The organism is Ensifer sp. ENS06, from assembly GCF_014852205.1.
GTDB lineage: Bacteria > Pseudomonadota > Alphaproteobacteria > Rhizobiales > Rhizobiaceae > Ensifer > Ensifer adhaerens.
The window spans coordinates 401,764-417,475 of record NZ_JACVBC010000002.1; the positions used below are offsets into that span (position 1 = coordinate 401,764).

At 61.6% G+C, this 15,712-nt stretch carries 17 protein-coding genes and 2 pseudogenes; 6 read left to right on the top strand and 13 right to left on the bottom strand.

The features are described 5' to 3' along the window. Positions 1-17 precede the first annotated feature (17 nt). The 7 genes and pseudogenes from IB279_RS11060 to IB279_RS11090 all read right to left on the bottom strand — a co-directional run bounded on the left by IB279_RS11060 (position 18) and on the right by IB279_RS11090 (position 5,651). The gene (locus IB279_RS11060) at positions 18-506 is read right to left on the bottom strand and encodes a hypothetical protein (protein ID WP_192339204.1); all 489 of its coding nucleotides are present in this window, start codon (positions 504-506) and stop codon (positions 18-20) included. A 656-nt stretch (positions 507-1,162) separates the two neighbouring features. After that, positions 1,163-1,624, bottom strand: a pseudogene (locus tag IB279_RS11065) (hypothetical protein); the annotation flags it as partial. Further along, positions 1,621-1,800: a hypothetical protein gene (locus tag IB279_RS11070; protein WP_192339257.1), complete on the bottom strand. Its 180-nt coding sequence runs from the start codon at positions 1,798-1,800 to the stop codon at positions 1,621-1,623. The gene IB279_RS11070 and the pseudogene IB279_RS11065, both read right to left, overlap by 4 nt. Continuing rightward, positions 1,784-2,524: pseudogene (locus IB279_RS11075) on the bottom strand (phage portal protein); the annotation flags it as partial. The gene IB279_RS11070 and the pseudogene IB279_RS11075, both read right to left, overlap by 17 nt. A 120-nt stretch (positions 2,525-2,644) precedes the next feature. Further along, positions 2,645-3,817: a hypothetical protein gene (locus tag IB279_RS11080; protein ID WP_192339205.1), complete on the bottom strand. Its 1,173-nt coding sequence runs from the start codon at positions 3,815-3,817 to the stop codon at positions 2,645-2,647. A 120-nt stretch (positions 3,818-3,937) separates the two neighbouring features. Further along, positions 3,938-5,377 (bottom strand): terminase large subunit domain-containing protein, encoded by a 1,440-nt coding sequence (locus IB279_RS11085; protein ID WP_192339206.1) that lies wholly within the window; start codon positions 5,375-5,377, stop codon positions 3,938-3,940. After that, positions 5,262-5,651: a hypothetical protein gene (locus IB279_RS11090; RefSeq protein WP_134887784.1), complete on the bottom strand. Its 390-nt coding sequence runs from the start codon at positions 5,649-5,651 to the stop codon at positions 5,262-5,264. Before IB279_RS11090 ends, IB279_RS11085 begins: the two co-directional genes overlap by 116 nt. Positions 5,652-6,200: 549 nt before the next feature. Here IB279_RS11090 and IB279_RS11095 point away from each other — a divergent pair. The 4 genes from IB279_RS11095 (at position 6,201) to IB279_RS11105 (ending at position 8,425) form a co-directional block, all read left to right on the top strand. Then, complete coding sequence (locus IB279_RS11095) at positions 6,201-6,569, top strand: tetratricopeptide repeat protein (RefSeq protein ID WP_051659282.1); 369 nt, start codon at positions 6,201-6,203, stop codon at positions 6,567-6,569. Between the two features lie 616 nt (positions 6,570-7,185). Further along, a complete protein-coding gene (locus IB279_RS11100; protein ID WP_156400691.1) occupies positions 7,186-7,356 on the top strand; it encodes a hypothetical protein in 171 nt (56 codons plus the stop codon). Between the two features lie 233 nt (positions 7,357-7,589). Continuing rightward, on the top strand, positions 7,590-7,721 hold the full coding sequence (locus tag IB279_RS37640; protein ID WP_255380915.1) for a hypothetical protein: 132 nt from the start codon (positions 7,590-7,592) through the stop codon (positions 7,719-7,721). A gap of 404 nt (positions 7,722-8,125) precedes the next feature. Further along, complete coding sequence (locus IB279_RS11105; protein WP_089043607.1) at positions 8,126-8,425, top strand: hypothetical protein; 300 nt, start codon at positions 8,126-8,128, stop codon at positions 8,423-8,425. Positions 8,426-8,540: 115 nt separating this feature from the next. On the opposite strand, the gene IB279_RS11110 is transcribed toward IB279_RS11105, so the two are convergent. Next, positions 8,541-9,119 carry a BA14K family protein gene (locus tag IB279_RS11110; protein ID WP_112770965.1) on the bottom strand — a complete coding sequence of 193 codons (579 nt, stop codon included), beginning with the start codon at positions 9,117-9,119 and terminating at the stop codon, positions 8,541-8,543. Between the two features lie 191 nt (positions 9,120-9,310). Further along, the gene (locus IB279_RS11115; RefSeq protein WP_112770966.1) at positions 9,311-10,393 is read right to left on the bottom strand and encodes a D-alanine--D-alanine ligase family protein; all 1,083 of its coding nucleotides are present in this window, start codon (positions 10,391-10,393) and stop codon (positions 9,311-9,313) included. A gap of 186 nt (positions 10,394-10,579) precedes the next feature. Between IB279_RS11115 and IB279_RS11120 the strand changes: the two genes are divergently transcribed. Beyond that, positions 10,580-11,161 (top strand): dienelactone hydrolase family protein, encoded by a 582-nt coding sequence (locus IB279_RS11120; RefSeq protein WP_112770967.1) that lies wholly within the window; start codon positions 10,580-10,582, stop codon positions 11,159-11,161. Positions 11,162-11,232: 71 nt separating this feature from the next. Here IB279_RS11120 and IB279_RS11125 read toward each other — a convergent pair whose 3' ends face one another. Further along, positions 11,233-12,885, bottom strand: a complete 1,653-nt coding sequence (locus IB279_RS11125) for an arylsulfatase (RefSeq protein ID WP_051659281.1) — start codon at positions 12,883-12,885, stop codon at positions 11,233-11,235. Positions 12,886-13,392: 507 nt separating this feature from the next. On the opposite strand from IB279_RS11125, the gene IB279_RS11130 reads away from it, so the two are divergent. After that, a complete protein-coding gene (locus IB279_RS11130) occupies positions 13,393-14,349 on the top strand; it encodes a hypothetical protein (protein WP_060516144.1) in 957 nt (318 codons plus the stop codon). 546 nt (positions 14,350-14,895) lie between these two features. Here the strand turns inward: IB279_RS11130 and IB279_RS11135 are convergent. The 3 genes from IB279_RS11135 to IB279_RS11145 are packed head-to-tail and all read right to left on the bottom strand — an operon-like array spanning position 14,896 to position 15,600. Next, positions 14,896-15,081, bottom strand: a complete 186-nt coding sequence (locus IB279_RS11135) for a hypothetical protein (RefSeq protein ID WP_143556319.1) — start codon at positions 15,079-15,081, stop codon at positions 14,896-14,898. Positions 15,082-15,089: 8 nt separating this feature from the next. Next, positions 15,090-15,308: a hypothetical protein gene (locus tag IB279_RS11140; RefSeq protein ID WP_060516142.1), complete on the bottom strand. Its 219-nt coding sequence runs from the start codon at positions 15,306-15,308 to the stop codon at positions 15,090-15,092. Positions 15,309-15,318: 10 nt separating this feature from the next. Beyond that, positions 15,319-15,600 carry a hypothetical protein gene (locus tag IB279_RS11145; RefSeq protein WP_034793452.1) on the bottom strand — a complete coding sequence of 94 codons (282 nt, stop codon included), beginning with the start codon at positions 15,598-15,600 and terminating at the stop codon, positions 15,319-15,321. Positions 15,601-15,712: the final 112 nt, after the last annotated feature.

Sequence of the window (15,712 nt, forward strand, 5' to 3'; positions counted from 1 at the left end):
TTTTGGAGATCTTCCGGTTAAAGCGCGGCGGCCGCCACCCACAATGCATCGATCTGGGTGTCAGAAAGACCAAGCGCCGTACCAACCGTCCCGATCAGCGGGTGCAACCGGTTGAACGTGGTCGCATACTCCCACTCGATCTGAGCCTTGTCCTGATCCGAACCAGCGGGCATCCTCGCGATCGCTGCGGTCACGGTCGACGGCGAGATGTCGGCATTCACCAATCCGAGGCGGAATTGGCGGGCGGTCAGACTGGGCATCCGCTGCCGCAATTCGTCTTCCGTCGGCGGATCGGGGGGGATGTATGGCTCGATCTGGAAGCCGGGATTATCGAGCAACCACTGGCGGATCAGGGGATTGACGCCGACGGTGTCATCCGGACGACTGCAGTAGTCGGTGTCGTAGGACGCGCCGAGATAATCCGTGATGTTGCAACGGATGTTGTAGACGTCAGCCTCTTGAGTAGCTCGAACGGCATAAACCATGTTCACAGACATCGATGTCATTATGCTGTCCTCACGAAGCAGTAGGTCCATGCACCCGACCCAGGCGAATCGTAGCCGCCTCGAGCACGCCAAGTTCCAGCAAGTTGCGCCCCAGCCCCGCCAAAGGCGTAGCCGTAGCTGGAACTAAGATAGATCGCATGGGCGGAGTTCCTCTCTTTGATGTCCCCATTACCCGTTTCGACCAGGATGGTATGTCCGATTGGGAAATTGGTTTCATCTCGGTTTGAGCCGGCGTAGATGCCAGCTTTCTGCTCGAAGATCTGGTGCAGGAACAGACCCGCCCACGGCATGTACTGGTTACCGTCCGTCTGCAGCGACCACCCCGCATAACGGATGATGTCGGGTGAGCCTGCATCGACCCCAAAGCCGTTCGCCATAGCCCCGAAGCGAATCCAGCCAGCGTTAAAATTGTTCTGACCACGAACCGCTACGGTGTTGGCTTGGTTGATGTCGCCAATCCAAGCGTCGTCCCCTACTCGAATATTGTTGCCGTTACCGTTTGCTGTCGTACTGAAAGACGAAGCCGACACAGAAGCAGGGAAGTTCACGTTCCCGGTGGCATCCCAGAAGGCCATGTTCTGGTTCGCGCTGGCCCAATTATCCGTTGATCGCTGAATATATAGGCCGCCGAACGAGTCACCATAGAGCCTGTACGCCACCCGCCGCGGGTCGGCGCCGTTGAGGCAGACGAGAAACGAGCTCCCCGCATTGGTGTGCTGGAAGGTGCACCAGTCGCCACCGGAAAGCCCCTCGACAGCGGCGGCCATCGCCGCCGGCGGTGCGGCCGGCGATGTCATGTCGTAGATCGCCGTATCCGTCGCCATGAACAGCTTTTCGAACGAACCGTACTTGTATCTGAAGGCACTGCGGATCGTGCCGCCATCGGCCGCACGTCCGCGTTTCTGCGAGCCGCCGCGAATGCGGCAACCCACGAGCGTCGGCAGGAAATTGCGAAGGACGGTCGCCGAGCCCGGCTGTTGCGAGGCCATGTCGGCTGTCGTCACCAGACCGTTCCTGGGCGCCGGAAAGGTAATGGGTTGCGAGGTCTGCGCCCTGCCGATGCTGACGGCGCCGCGATTGCTTTGCCCGATCCTTCCGGGCTTCGGTTCAACCTTCATGAAGCCCCCCGGTCGGCGTTGATTTCCTGTAGAAGATCGGCTTCGAATTCGGCGAGGCTGTCATCGAAGGGCAGCCCCTTCTGCCGTTTCCATCGCCAGAGAATGCCCTTGGCGAGCAGACGCTCCGGAAACAGTGTCCGGTCGTCATCCGCGGTCAAAGCCTTCGACGAGATCACGGTCATAGCCCATGGCGATGAGATCGGAGCGGCGCATCCGCCGCTTGATCCCGGCAATCGGGCTGTCGTCGATCGAGATCGCATCGGGGTGCACGAGGAATTCCTCGAGCGGCACGGCGGCAAGCCTGGTCGCCCCGCGCTCGGCAGTGCGACGGATCTTGACTGTGAAGACGGGCTGCTCGACGGGTCCTGTCGAAAGCTCGATCCGCTCGACCGATTGCGCCTGTTCCAGCACCTCCACCGTGTCATCGGCGATCAGCTGCACCAGCGCCGCCTCGTCGAGCCCGCTATGGGTCGAAACCTCGACGCTCTTTTTCTTCTCGTACCACCAGCGGATCACGCCGTTGCCGAGCTTCAGCGCGTCGTGCGCCGCATCCTGCACCGCGTCATAGCCGTCGCTTTCGGGAAAGACGATATAGTTGATGTAGTCGGTCGCCTGCTCGGCGCCGGCCTCGTCGCCCTGGTTGACCGGCTGGTATTCCACCACCTTGTCATTGCCGAGCACGGTGCGGATCAGCGACGGCAGCACCTTCTTCACCGCCGCCCGCACATCGCGCGAAACCACCTTGGAGCGGTTCGCTTCCGCCGGCACGTCGGCCATCACGCCGTCGTAATATTCCATCGCCCTGATACGCGCCGCGGAAAGCTGGTCGCGATAATCCTCGCATTCCCTGACGAGCTGGCCCACGAGCTCCGTCAGTTCCGGTTTCGTCATCGCTGCCATCTGGAGAACCTTCCGATCGGTAAAGGCCCAGGCGGCATGAGTGGCCTGCCCGGGCACAGCGTTCCGTCAATCGGCTCATAACGACCGAAAGAGCGTCATCACGTTGTTTTGCTTGTGAAATCAGGTGATCCGGATCGTGCCGATCTTGTAGCGCACGCCTTCGTCGGCCGTTATCACGACCGCGCTGTCACCGAGGATCGTCTTGTAGTTCTGATCCTGAGAGTTCGGATCGAAGACGCTGATGTAGTGGTTGCTGTGGTATTCGTTCGTGGCGCCGCCGCCGGCAAGGCTCACCAAACGGTGCCCGTTCGCCTCGAACTGCGGATTGGCGAGCGTATCCGAAACGCAGTAGCAGAAGCCGGGCGTCTGCAGGCCAGTGTAGCCGAACAGAACCCATTTCTGTGTGGGCACGTGGTAGCGGATGCTCTGCGCCATGCGGCCGTTCTGGTCATACATGGTGTAGGGGTTGTAGCCCGCCACCTTGAAGAAGATTTTCGGCTGCTGCGGCGCGATGTTGCCCTGGTAGTACTGGTGGTTCACCGTCTCCCACTGGTTGGCGTTGTTGTAGAACTGCCAGCCAACGGAAGCGTCGAGGTTCGATGTTCGGATGATGGTGAAGCCGTTGTCGAGCAGCGTGGTGTTGCCCGGCAGATTGCGGACCTCGATGAAGGCATAATAGTAGTTGCCCTCCTGCACGATGTTCGACGGATGCAGGAAGCCATAGGCCGTGTCGATGGACTGGTAGGACCACGGCTCCGGGATCAGCACGCAGCGCACATTGTGATGGTTCTGGCCGAAATCGCCGGGATTGGGGACTGTCCAGGCCTGACCGTCATTGGTCGAGCGCACATAGCCGATGCCGTTGACCCAGCGGGTATTGAAGCCGTGGGCGTGGGAATTGAAGCCTTTGACCCCGCCGATCGTCGTCGACGATTGATAGAATTCGTGGTGGGTCAGGCCGACCACCAGAGAGCCGCGCGCGAACGGTGACACGATCCAGTGGCGGTTGGCATAGTGCCCTTCAACGGTGTCGCGCGGCGAGTTCCAGTGCCGGCCGGCATTCCAGTTGGTCCAGGTGTGGCCGTTGTGCCAATCGGAGAGGACGTTGTAGCGATACCCTTCGGAATGGCCGGTGATGAAGGTCGGCGTTCCATTGGCGTCGCGCCACGGATGCAAGGGACCGTCCACCCACAGGCCATAGGGCGTGTTACCGCCAACATAGCCGTGCCACTGGTTCGTGCTGAAATCCATGCACGTCGTGTTGCCCGACGTGGTAACAACGCTGGTAACCATTGAATTCTCCTGACGTTGAAAGCGGAAGTGCACCGGGTCCGTCCGCGGAGCCGGTATCTCGTGCCGAAGCGACCGGCCCTCATGGGTCGAGGCGTAGGAGCGGAGACTGCGGTGGGTCGATCAGAGAACCTTCCGATCGGTAAAGGCCCAGGCGGCGTTATCCGCCTTCACCCGGGCAAAGCGTTTCATCATCAGTGCGTAGCGGCTGGCCGAAATCACGTCGTCGCGTTCCTTGACGATCCGGCCGTCCTTGCGGTGGTAGAGCCTGAATTCCTCGAACCATTCGCCGGCAGTCGAAAACACCTTGAAGCGCCCGGTCTGCATGCGTTGCAGCATGTCGGAGATCCCCGCCTCGACACCGTTGGTGCCGTCGTCGAAGGTCGCCCGCTCGGGCAGCATGGCGAGCCCCTGCCCGCGATATTGCGCCGCCAGTTGCTCGCCCGAGCCCTTGTCGTGCTGCAGCCCGTCATGCGGCCAGGCCCAGGGCAGCCAGGGCCCCCAGGGTTTGAGTGCCGCCGCATGGATGATCGGCGTCGCCTCGCGCTCGCGGTAGCAGCGGGTCACGTAAAAGACATCCGCATCCCGGTCCCAGGCGCAAAGCGCTGCGGCAAACGGGTGATCCCAGCCGAAATCGAGCCCGCCGATCTGCACCCAGTGGCGCGGTATCTCGAAGGGCTCGATGCGGATCTGCTCCTCCGTCACCGGAAAGATCCGGCCGGAACCGAGCGTCGGCACGCCCTTGGTGCGCGCTTCCTTCTCGTGCGCCGGATAGCTCGCGACAATTTTTGCCCGCTCCTCTGGCGAATAATGTTCGGCATCGTCGATCGTCATCGTCACCACGGTCCGGTCGTCTGATGGTTCCAGCAGATAGCGGCTGACGACCGAGCTCATGCCTTTCAGCGGCGTAAACGTCACGGCGACCGATCCACCGGTCGCATTGGTGCGGGTGATGCCCTCGAAATAGACGTCTTCCGGCGGCTCCTCGTCGAACCAGAGATAGTCGACGGTGTTCGCCTGCCATTTCGCCCGGCCCTGCTCGTAAGCCTTCAAGAGCAGCGTCGAGGTGCCGCCCGCGGTGTGCCGCACGGTCACGCTGTCGAGCGCGCCGGAAGCGCTGGAGCGCCGGGTCCAGCCTGAGATCGCCGCCTTCGGCAGATAGCCCGTGCCCCAGTCCTCCTCGCTCATCGGCGGGCCGACGAGCAGCCGCTGCACGCCATCGCGTGTCAGCTCGTGCGATTCCGAACCGCCGATCATCGTGATCGGCCGGTCGAACCGTCGGCCCGCCCACCAAGAGGGATAGTCGCCTGTCAGATGCATTGCCGCTTCCGCGGCGCCGGCAAGCGTCTTGCCGAGCTGGTTGCCGGCCATGAACAGCCGCTCGCGAAAGGTAGCGCCTGCCTCATGAAATGCCGTCTGCTTCGTGTAGGGCTGGTAATAGCGCAGCCTATTCGTGTTCTGCCTGCGCCCGATCTCCATCGTCAGTTCCATCCGCTCCCGAAGCAGCAAGGAAAGGCCTGATGGTCTGGTCGAGCTTGCGGATCCGCTCGAGGAGTTGTTCATCCGTCATCTCGCCCATCTGGTTTGGATTGATGGTCACGTCCTTCGGCATCAGCGCCGCTATCGTCTTCAGGAAGTCGTTTGGGTTCTTCTCGATCAGCGCGTGGATCGCGGCCGCCCCTCGGCTCTCCCAGGCCGAAAGCATGTCCTCGAGAAAGAGTTCGCCGAGCTTGGTGCGGACCGCCTTGCGCGTGCGCGCCCGGGGGACGGCCCCACCCCCTCCGGCGCGCGGCAGAAAGCGCCCGGTCTTCGGGTCCTTTGCGGGTTTCACTGTCATGGGATTTGCTCCGGGGCACGAGGCGATTGCTCCTCCTGCGCACGTTGGATCGGCCGCCGCTTGACCAAAAGTTGCATTCTGCCATCAAAGCCGACCGGTAGCGGCGGGCTTTGGAGGCGATCGCAGGTGATCCGGCGTTTGTGGACGAAACTGCTTGGCATGTTCGCGAGGCCGGCTCCGGCCCTGGCCGAAGTCGACGAGCCGACATCTCCGAAGGTCTCGGCGCCCAAGCTGGGAACGCCAATGCCTGCGGGAGACACCATCGTGTCGCCGCGGCTGTTCAAGCTAGCAAGCGTGACAGCCGATCACAGAAAAATGCGTGTGTCACGCCGGATGTCACGCTTGCAACCTTGACTTCAGGTTGCATTCGGTCATCAATACCGCTCACCGGGTTGCCCCACATCGGGTGCTTCTGGCGCAATGCATCGCAAGCGCTCCTGCTCTACCGGCAGTGGCCAGGGAAAAGTCAAATTAGTTCAAGATTTTAAGCAGTTTTTCAGCCTAGCAGTCCAGCCGCGGGAACCATGCAATGAATGCAACAGGTGCCAGATGATCCGCAACACGTTCAGCAAGTTGAAGACCATTTTCACCCCGCGGCCGTCCGCAACGAATATCTCGCCCAGGTTGCTTGAACTGGCGACGTCAGGAAATGTCGATGCCCAGGCGAAACTCGCCGAAATCTATTTCAACGATGGCGGCGCGGAACACTATGCCGCCTCGCTTCATTGGAACCGCCAGGCCGCCCGCCAGGGTCATCCGGCTGCCCAGGCCCGCCTCGTGACCATCTATCAGAGAGGCCTCGGCGTCGAGCGCGATCCGAAGGAAGCCTCGCGCTGGCTGCGCAGCATCGGGCAGCCCCGCCCGCGACATGAGACCGGCGCCTCCGTCACCGGCAAGATCGCCAAGCAGGAAGCCTAAGGCTTTTCGCGTAAAAGTGGGCAGCGGTATTGCCGCAACGACATGCATAAAAACAAGATCTTAAAACCTGTCGCGTGAGCCCTTTCCACGCGACCAGCTTTAGGGCTTTCGCACCAGAACATGCAGCGATCTTGCGACAGCAGCATGCGGGCGCCGAGGACGTGAAGCCCAAGTGCGGATCCGAAAAATCGCGAAGCGCCGTGACGCCGTAGCGGCCGTCGTCACCCGCGTCTCAGCGGTCGCAGCCGGCGCCGGCGCGGATTTGAGTTTTTTGGATATCGGCATCAGCGCCCAGGCAAGGCCGCGCCAATCCGCCGGAATCAAAAAGGCCGCTTCAATGACGAAACGGCCAGCCTGTAATATCCTTAGCCCGCTTCCGTTCGCTTGGCAAGCCCCTTTGCCAAAATTTGTTTCCGTTTTGTTCGTTTTCTTCCTTTACCCCCGCCCCGCCTCTTTGCCAGCCCATGTGCGCGATCGGTGGTACAATCGCGAGCGCCATGCAAGGCCGCTGGCGCCATGTCTCCTTCCTCAACGGATCCGGGGCCGGCGGCGGCATGGTTGATCCGTTTCGATGCGGAAGCGGTTGATGCCGCTCCCACGACCACGGGAGATACCCATGACACGACAATACCTGATCGCCGCTCTTTGCGCGGCGCTTCTTGCGGCTGCCGGCTGCACCACCGACCAGGCGAGTCGCACCAGCACTCCTGCTCCGAGCCCCAGTTACCAGGGCATGCAAGGCGTCCAGGGCATGAGTCAGGGCGGCGGCGGTGCTGGCGGTTATTGAGGTCGCTGATGCTTCGTAGACGGCGAAGCTGGCGGGGCTCGACGTTGGTCCAGATCGCCCGCCCGCAGTGTCGCTCCCGTGCAAAGCCTCGGCCGAACGCACCGCGCACCGAAGCCAATCGGATTGAACATCTTGGGCCGACATGCGTTGAGTAACCATGACGCGCATTCTCGCTGCCGCGCCATTTGTTTGCGCGCATTCTGTGTTAAGCTTCCGCTCGGGAGGAAAATGCCATGGAGAATTTCTTCGCACTCGCCGCCATCGTCGTCGGCTCCGCAATCCTGGGGCTCGCGCTCGCCTACGGGTTTCGTCGCAAGGACGCGCACCGCCCTCCCGAACATGACGACGCCCGGTTGAAGTTCTAAAAGACGTTGACGTTCTGGAAGACCGGGCTTTTCCGACCTGCCGGTCCGCGGCCGCTCCGCTTGTCTGCCTCTTCGCGGGGTTGCCGCAATGAGCGATTCCTAGCAGACGCCTCCCCTGCAAACGCGCGACCGGTTTTTACAATTCCCGCTAGAATGGACGCGGCAGAGTTCGCCCCGATATCATCGACAGGATGTCTGGCTCGATAGCGCGTGCTTGGGATGCCGATTGCATCGCGGGCCAAGACTTGAAAAACGACAGGAGCCGGATGCGATGTCCCCCAATCCGCACGGCCACGCCCCCTCATTGAACCACCTCCAATCTTGAGATCTTGAACGCCCAGACCGGAACCTTTTCCGCTCGCCTCGGCTTATTCCTGGTAAACCGCCAGCAAGGAGATGCGACGATGAACAAGGCAAACCCGAAATCCCGTGACCGAGAGACACCGGAAGACGTGCCCCCGTCTGGCGAAACACGCGCAGTGCCGATCGGTAAGATCCCGCCGCTCCCCGTCGACCAGCTTCCCGCGGGAGACGATCCGACGCCGGTCGATCAGGGTCGCGTGCCGCCCGTTCCGAGCCGCGACGAAGCCAATGTCGATCCGGACGATGCACTGCCTGACGACCGCGAAGAGAAGATCCTCGAGGATGATCCGGGGCGCGAGAAAACCCGCTTCGACGAGGAGATGCCGCGCAGCAGTCGATAGAGGCTGCGTTCCCACCCATGCCGGGCCGCGTTCCCTCAGCGCATGTGAATGCCAGAAAACAAAAAAAGAGGCCCGCCGGTCAGCGACCGGCGGGCCTCCTTAAAACACGCTCGCCTCAGAAGTAGGGCGAATAGCACTGCTGGCGCGGGCCACCATAGGGCTGGAACGAGTTGTCCCAGGCACGGTAGGAGCGATAGCGCGCATAGCACCAGTCGGCATGGCGCGGGTTGACGCCGGTCTCGTAGCGACGCGCTGGCGGAGCGGCGATCGCGCCGCCGATGATGACTCCGGTGCCGAAGGCCGCCAGCGGATACCACCAGCCGTCATTGTGGCGGCGATAGCCGTAGCGCTCGTAACGATAGCCGCGGTGGCCGTTATAGTAGCCATAGCGGTAGCCGCCGTCCCAACCCGGACGCGGACGATAGCCGCCATGCCAGCTTGGCCGCGGGCGGTAACCGCCATCCCAGCCTGGCCGCGGGCGGTAACCGCCGTCCCAGCCCGGGCGCGGCCGATAGCCCCCGTGCCAGCCCGGCGGACGTCGGCGATGGTGACCGCCGTTCCATTCCCGGTGCTGCACCAGTTGAACGTCGCTCTTCTGCACCCGCTCGATGGCAACAGCCGGCAGGGCGTTTGCCGGCGTGATGCCCGAAAGAGCCGTTATCGCCGCAAGCACGACGATGCCAATCTTCTTCATTTCATCACCTGTCCGTTTGTAACAGGTGCGAGTTTTGGCCGGGGCGACGTGAACCCACAATGAATGCGACAATCCTAATATGGACCGCAACTCATAGGTAGCATCGCAATACTCCAGGGTGACACTGCCGCCCGGCAAGCCCGCCATCCCCGGCGATGGCGTGCCATACCCGGGTTGCCCCTGTCATCCCCTCAGGTGCGCGCGCCCGCCTTGCCGCGCAGCTTCAGCGCATGGGCGATCAGCGTCTCCACCACCTGGCCGTAGGCGATGCCGTCGGCTGCCAGCGCCTTGGCATACATGCTGATATTGGTGAAGCCGGGAATGGTGTTGATTTCGTTGATCATGAGGCTTCCATCGGCGCGCAGGAAGAAGTCCACCCGCGCCATCCCCGCGCAGTCAAGCGCCCGGAATGCCCGCGCGGCCATGTCCTTGGCCTCGGCGATCACCTCTTCGGAGAGTTTGGCGGGCGCCTCGACGACTGCGCCGCCGGCATCGACATATTTGGCGTCGTAGCTGTAGAAACCGTGGCTCGCAGCCGGAATGATTTCGCCCGGTCGCGAGACGGTGAGCTGTCCCTTCGCATCCTCCAGCACCGAGCACTCGATCTCGCGGGCCTGGACGAACTCCTCGATCAGCACCTTGTCGTCGTGCCGGAACGCCTCGTTAAGCGCCGCCTGAAGCGCGTCCAGACTGTCGACGCGGCTGACGCCGACGGAAGATCCCTGCCGCGCCGGCTTGACGAAAACCGGCAGTCCCAGGCTTTCGAGGATGGTCTCGCTTGAATAGGCGTCGCCCTCATGAAGGCCGATCGCCCGCGCAACGGCAATGCCTTCGGCCACCAGCAGGCGCTTGGCGAGCGCCTTGTCCATGGCGACCGCCGAAGCCGCGACACCGCAGCCGACATAGGCGACATCGGCAGTTTCCGCATAGCCTTGCACCGTCCCGTCTTCGCCGAAGGGACCATGCAAAACCGGAAAGATCAGGTCGATCGCCGGCAGCAACCCTTGGCGGCCGTCGGCCGCGATGGTGACCGCCCGCCCCCGTCCGCCGGGGATTAGCGCCACCTGCGTTCCCGACACGGGGATCGCCTTCGGCAGTTCCCCGTCTTCGAGATCGACCAGCATCCAGCGGCCATCCCTGGCGATCCCGATCGGCACGATCTCGTAGCGCGTCCGATCGAGCGCCGCGACGGCGTTGCGCGCCGACATCAGCGAAACCTCATGCTCCGCCGACCGGCCACCGAACAGCACGGCAATGCGCAACTTACCTGTCATGATCCTTTTCCCTCCAGAATCGTGGTGCATCGTGCGCAACCAAGCGAGCGAAGATGGCAAGAAAAGGTCGAGAGACGCGGCATCAGCGCGGGAGGAATATTTTCCTTAAGGGCAGCCTTGCCGCTTGAATTCCACCGAACGAAATACAATTGATGCGCGAACACTGGTTTGAAGGAGAAGCTGCCGATGGCCGAGGTCCTCGTATTCCACCATGCCCAGGGGCTGACACCCGGCATGCACGCCTTTGCCGACGACCTGCGCGCGGCCGGGCACGTCGTCCACCTGCCCAATCTCTTCGAAGGACGTACATTCGCGAGCATCGAGGAGGGCGTTGCCCATATCGAGGCGGTCGGCTTTGAAGAGATGCGCGAGCGCGGCGTGCGCCTCGCCGATGCCCTCCCCGAAAACCTCGTCTATGCCGGCTTCTCCTTCGGTGTCCTGCCGGCTCAGAAACTCGCCCAGACCCGCCCCGGCGCCCGCGGCGCCCTGCTCTTTTACTCCTGCATCCCGATCAGTGGCCAGTGGTCATTCGGCCCCTGGCCGGCCGGCGTACCCGTTCAAATCCACGGCATGGACAACGACCCGATCTTCGTCGGCGAAGGCGATGTCGACGCCGCCCGCGAGATCGTCGAGAAGGCAGAGGACGCCGAACTGTTCCTCTATCCGGGCGACCAGCACTACTTCGCCGACAGCTCGCTGCCCTCCTATGACGCGGCGGCAACTGCGCTGGCGATGAAACGGTTACTTGCCTTCCTCGAGCGGATCTGACCGGCGCCTCGAAAGCCCGACGATCGAGCGGCGCTGCCGTGATCAGACAGCGCCGCTTCTCATTTTCCGGTTCAGTTGCCGGTCGGCATCGGCAGACTGAAGCCTTCCTTGCCGAGCTCATCGCGCAGCCACTGGAACTGCTGATACTTCGAGATTTCGATCGGACCGGTATAGGTCCCGCTTTGAAGCTTGCGCGGTGGATATTTCACGTAGGTCATCATCAATTGCTTGATGGAGTCGCTGATGGTCACCATCGTCCAGGTGCGCTCGGTGTAGTTGTTCATGAAGATGTCGTAGCGCTCCTGCGGGTCCTGCCAGAGGTCGAAGATCTGCGGCACCGTCGCCACATATTTGTTCGGACCCTTCCAGCCCTGATTGCTGTCGACGGCAAGGCCGCCGGTCGCCTGTCCATTGTCGCCACGCAGGTTGAACACCGCCTTGTAATTGCCGACGCGGGCAGCACCGGGAGACAGTTCGTTCTCGGTGAAATAGAACCATGAGTTCCGTTCCGACTTGCCGGTTCCAAGCAGGACCGGTGACATGTCGAAGCTGTCGAAGATGATCGGCTGGCCCTCGCGGTCCTTGTCCGGCAGAGCGACACCGGCAACCGAAGCAAATGTCGCCATCAGGTCGAGGCCGCCGACGATGTCATGGTTCTTGGAGCCGGCCTTGATCTTGCCCGGCCAGACGGCGATGGCGGGAACGCGGTTGCCACCCTCGCGCACCGTGCCCTTGGTGCCACGAAACGGCGTATAGCCGGCGTCGGGATAGACATCCTGCCAGGCGCCATTGTCGGTCGTGTAGAAGACCAGCGTATTCTTGTCGAGGCCGGTCTCGCGCAGCTTGTCCATGATGCGGCCGATGCGGGTGTCCAGCTCGACGATGCTGTCGGCATATTTCGACTTCGACAGCGATTTATGCTCGAACTCCGGCGCCGGCATGTTCGGCTGGTGCACCTTCATGAAGTTGACGTCGATGAAGAACGGCTTGTCGGATTTCGCCGCGTCGTCAAGAAACTCGATTGCCGCCTTTTCGACGTAGCTGTCGAAATAGGGGATGCCGACGACCCCTGCCGCGCCATTGACCGTGGGCGTGTCGATATATTGGCCGTTGATCTTGAAGTCCTCGACCGCCGTTTCGCCGGCCTTACCGGAGAGCGCGCCCTTGGTGACCTTCTGGAACATGGCCCTGAGCTTGGGGTCCATATCCGGGAACCAGGTCGGGTCGGCGTAGGTGTAGGCGTTGAGGTGGTAAAGGCCGCAATACTTCATGACGTCGAAGCCATGGGCGTTCGGCAAGGCATAGTCCGCCTCGCCCAAATGCCATTTGCCGGTGAAATAGGTCTGGTACCCGCCGAGCTTCAACACGGAGGCGAGCGTCCATTCGGCCGCCGGAAGACCGCCGCCTTCCCCCTGGAATGCAACCGTCGTCATGCCGCTGCGGTTGGGAATACGCCCGGTGATCATGGCGGCGCGACCCGGCGTGCAACTCGGCTGGGCATAGAAATCATAAAACAGCATGCCCTGTTCGGCCAGCTTGTCGATGTTGGGTGTCGGCATGCCTCGTCCTTCACCGCCGCCATAGGGGCCGAGGTCTCCGTAGCCGGTGTCATCGGAAACGATCAGAAGGATGTTGGGTTTTGGTGTTGCTTGCTGCGCACGCGCCGGGGTTGACAGGCCAGCGACAATGCTCAGCCCTGCCACGCACGACGCCAGAAGTTTCATCGGAAAAGTCCTCGACACGCAGCGGGACGAATTTGAATGATCAGATGCCTTTATCATTGTCAGGTTCCTTCCTGCGATGAGCCATCGCGCGAAAAACTGATCTGGGAAGAAGCACGTCTCCATTGAGGTTCGACGCGCAAAGCCATGCCTGAATTTTCAAACAAATTTCGGCTGCCAAAACGGCAACTCACGACCGATTGCGAAAGGCCGTTGCCGTCTGCGCGGGCATGCTGCTCCTTTCGCGCGGGCAATCAAGTACGTAACTGTAACGAACGCCATAAACGTGGGCGCTCAACCGGTGGCGCAGTGACCGCATCGGGCCGAAATCGACCGGAAACGAGCCTCCCTTGAGCCGCGACCTCATTATTGGATTTGCCTTGCAGAAAGATCCAGGCACTGGAAATCTGATACAAATACGCAATACTGAAGAAATCCGAGGTGACCGCAAATCATTCTCGAACTTTCAAATAATATTGCTGCAAGAATTGAAATTGTTTTGGAGTAACCGTGCTGATCTACTCGGACGAAAATCTTGAAGTCATCCATCGACCGGGTTCATCCCCCTATCTGCTGGTGACCTTCAACGAGATGGAGATCCAGGCAAACGGCAGCCGCTACTGGGGCCAGCGCTTTTGCGAGAAGGCCGACATCTCAGCCCTCGGCTTCATCAGTAGGCGGCCCAACTGGTTTCCGACGGCAAGCGTGGTCAAGGCGGTCGAAGCCGCAGCACCCATTCTGAATGCAGCTCCCGAGCGCATTCTGTACGGCCATTCGCAGGGTGGTTATGCGGCGCTTCGCTATCGCCGGCGCTTCAATGCCACCACGGCCATCGCCTTTTGCCCGCAGGTCTCGATCGACCCGAAATCCGTTCCCTACGACAATCGCTTCCTCCGGCATTTTTCGCCCGATCTGCACGCCAATATGGGCATTTCGCCCGATCAGGCCGCCGGCCGCGCCTTCATTTTTTATGATCCCTTCCACGCGATAGATCGCCGCCACGCCGAGCGCATCGCAGCACTTCAGGCCGAAACGCATCTCGTGCGCGTTCACATGACCGGCCACGGCACCGTCCGCGTCTTTACCGGCACCGAACGTGCCCTTTCGCTGATCGCCGCCTGCAGAACCCATGACGTTTCGCGCCTGAGGGGTCTTGCCCGCGCCGCCCGGGTCGATGCGCCCATGCGCCCCTATCAGGTCGCCGTCGCCGCCATGGCCCGGCATCCCGCCTGGTCCGACGCGCTCGACGCCCGCTTCGGCGACCGTTTTGCGCCAACGGAGCGGGTCAACTTCCTTTATCACCGCGCCAATCGCCACATCCGCGACGGCGATCTCGTCACCGCACGCAATATGCTGGCGAAGGCTCTTGCCCTCCTGCCCGGCGATCCCGCCCTCACGCACCGGCTGAAGGAACTCGACGCTCGCATCCTGCGCGAACGGAAGGTTGCGAGGCGCCTCGTAGGGTAGGATAGGCGATGTTATTCGGCCGGCTGCGCGTTGCTTAGCTTTCCTCGTGGGGCGGAGCGCGTCGGAGATAGACCTCATCGACGGCTGCCAGGAGAGAGCTTTCGGTTGAGGTAGACAAATTGAACTCGAACATAAGAAACCGGGCAAGATGTTCGGCGCAGCTTCCCTCCCGCGGTATCTGGTGCTCCGCGCAGGTCGCCTCGAACACACACCGCAACAGCTCGATTTCCGCGACGCTCATCAAGACATTTCCATTCGCGTCAGACACGGGCGTTTACCTCGTCTTCTTCAGGTCCGCTGTGGTGCGTTGAGAAGCACAGCGGAGGCCAAATTGCTGGTCGAGGCCGGCCATAGTCCAGGAGCCGATATACAACCGCGCTCCCGTCCAGGACCCGTCACGTTCCACACGCCTGCCATATTGATCGAGTTCGCCCGTGTTGCCGGTTGCCCCACCGTTTCGCAGCCAAAGCGCGGGGCCAATCTGATGTGTGCGATGGAGCGGTTTCATCGGCGTCTATCTCCTTGTCTTGACGCAGATCAGTTGCTCTACAAAAGCCGGTGGCGCTCCTGCGTATCCCGGCTGCGCTTCAATATGCCGGAGCTGTCATGACGTTCCTGCGGCCTTTCGCATGCCTTTTGACTGGCCGGCTTTGCGACCGTCAGCACAAGACCACGGTGACGGATTTCAGGTTTAACCCGGAATAGTCGCTTCAATGTTTCGACATAGCGCATGGCATTCCTCAGTGGCTGCGGGTCATTCCCCAGTCGATCGGTTCCAGATTGCTTTCAGCGCTGACCCGCTCCTGTCCGAGTTCATCGTTGCGAATTCGATATTGAGGGGCGTTGTCGCGTAGCGGCATCTTTGCGGTGATGCGATAGGTTTCGGCGGTTCTCGGTGAGAGATGATGACGGTCTCGCAGGCGAACGGACAGTCCGACGGGATAGCGATGTTGGGACATGGTTTTATCCTCACTGTCCGGGCGCATCTGATATCTCGGCGCCGCTGAGCGCGACCAAACGCGCCAACTCGTCGGGTTCGATTTGTATCAACCGCATGCGGTAGTGGTTCTCGACTGTCGCGGGCAACTTGATGAAGGTGGCAACACGGCGGTAGGCGAGCCAGGAAAGCCCTTCGATCGGCACCTCGTCGTCATCGATTTCGTAGGCGCCGGCGACGATCGTCTCATCGACGCCCGGCAATCTGAACGGTCGGTCGAAATGGATTGTCCGGTGAATCGTTCGGTCGAACATGACATCTCCTCCCGATACCGGCAGCCGCCGGCACGCGATCTCGTTTGATACCGCTGCGTGCGGCAGCGCTACGACGCGGCGATCTAAGGGGGAAATGGCGGGTCGAGGTTCT